The sequence below is a fragment of the Mesorhizobium sp. M0184 genome (genome assembly GCF_040322215.1).
GTDB lineage: Bacteria > Pseudomonadota > Alphaproteobacteria > Rhizobiales > Rhizobiaceae > Mesorhizobium.
In genome coordinates this window covers 1-1281 of the sequence record NZ_JAMYSZ010000092.1, presented here as the reverse complement: position 1 = coordinate 1281, position 1281 = coordinate 1, and the positions used below count along the sequence as shown (strand labels likewise).

The 1281-nt window shown below is 65.2% G+C and carries 2 protein-coding genes; one reads left to right on the top strand and one right to left on the bottom strand.

Annotated features, from left to right (window positions below):
• Positions 1 to 29 precede the first annotated feature (29 nt).
• A complete protein-coding gene (locus tag NKJ23_RS34425; protein ID WP_352501394.1) occupies positions 30 to 899 on the bottom strand; it encodes a LysR family transcriptional regulator in 870 nt (289 codons plus the stop codon).
• A gap of 159 nt (positions 900 to 1058) precedes the next feature.
• Here NKJ23_RS34425 and NKJ23_RS34420 point away from each other — a divergent pair.
• Positions 1059 to 1281: YjiS-like domain-containing protein (locus tag NKJ23_RS34420; protein ID WP_352685169.1), on the top strand; the 223-nt coding region annotated here is incomplete at its 3' end.

Here is a 1281-nt window from a genome sequence, read left to right as displayed (position 1 = left end):
TCCACTGGCGGCCGATCGATGCCTGAGGCTTACCGGATCGGCGTCTCGCCGCGAAACAGCGGCTGGTGCGCCCGCATCAAGGCGGCAATCCGGTCGGCGACTTTCCGTACCGGCGGGGAGTGACGTTCCTCGTGATGGGTGACGATCCATTGGTCGGTTTCAAGTTCGGGGATAGGCTGAGCAACGCGAACCAGCCGCGGATCGCCGTCACCGACGAAGCACGGAAAGACCGAAAGGCCGGCGCCGGCGGCCACCAGTTCGCGCACCGAATGGGTGTTGTTGCCGCGTACGGCGATGCGGTCGCCGTGATGGGCTTGCAGCCAGCGCGCCGAGGCAATGTTTGCGCCTTCGCCGGTGACGCCGACGAACAATCCGGCGGCGATGCCGTTGATCAGGTGACGTCCGGAATAAATGGCGTGGGCGACCTTGCCGCTCTGACGGCCGGCCAGCCACTGCTCGGTCGGGCGCTCGCTGCGGATGCCGATGTCGGCGGCACGGCGGCCGATGTCGACCCGGTCGGTGGTGGTGACAAGCTCTACCCTTATGCCGTCATCGACCGTCCAGATCTCGCCGATATGGGCGGAAACGAAGGCCGAGGTCCATGGCCCGGCCGAGACGCGGACAATGCGGTCGGGCAGGTTTCCCTCGCGCCAGCGGGTCAGCGACTGCATTGCCGCCTCGACGTCTTCGGCGCGCCGCAGCAGTTCCTCGCCGACCGGGGTCAGCCGGTAGCCGGTCTGCTGGCGCACGAATAGAGGTTCGCCGATCTGCTTTTCGAGCGCGGTGACGCGTCGTCCAAGGGTGGCTGCGCTGAGGCGCGTGGTTCCCGTCGCTGCGCTCAAGCCACCCAGCCGCGCAACGTCGAGAAACAACCTCAGATCGTCCCAGCCGATATCCATTTTGCAGAAATGAAAAACTCCTTGCGACCGTGGCTGTAGCGCAAAGCGGGCATCGTGCGCAAGTATGCAGGCATTGGAGGCGTTGGACAATCCTGCCTGGCGGGACAGGGACAAGCGCCTCGGCCGGCCAAGAAGCGAGCGCAGCCCTTTCGATCGCGCATGCGATTCGCGCAGAGGCTTTGCGCTTTCGACCAACCCAGGCGGGCATTCTGCGTGCCAAAGGAGACGATCATGTTGGATGAACTTCGATACCGTTTCGCCCGCTGGATTGCCTATCGCCAGACGCTTGCGAGCTTGAGGCAGGCCCGGGACAGCACACTGGCGGATGCCGGCATTTCTCGCGAAGAGATCCGCGAGCGTGCCCGCCACGCCAGCTTGCGTC

Bases quoted from the DNA above. Each gene is read 5' to 3' on its own strand.
- NKJ23_RS34425 (WP_352501394.1), bottom strand. From the start codon at position 899: ATGGATATCGGCTGGGACGATCTGAGGTTGTTTCTCGACGTTGCGCGG.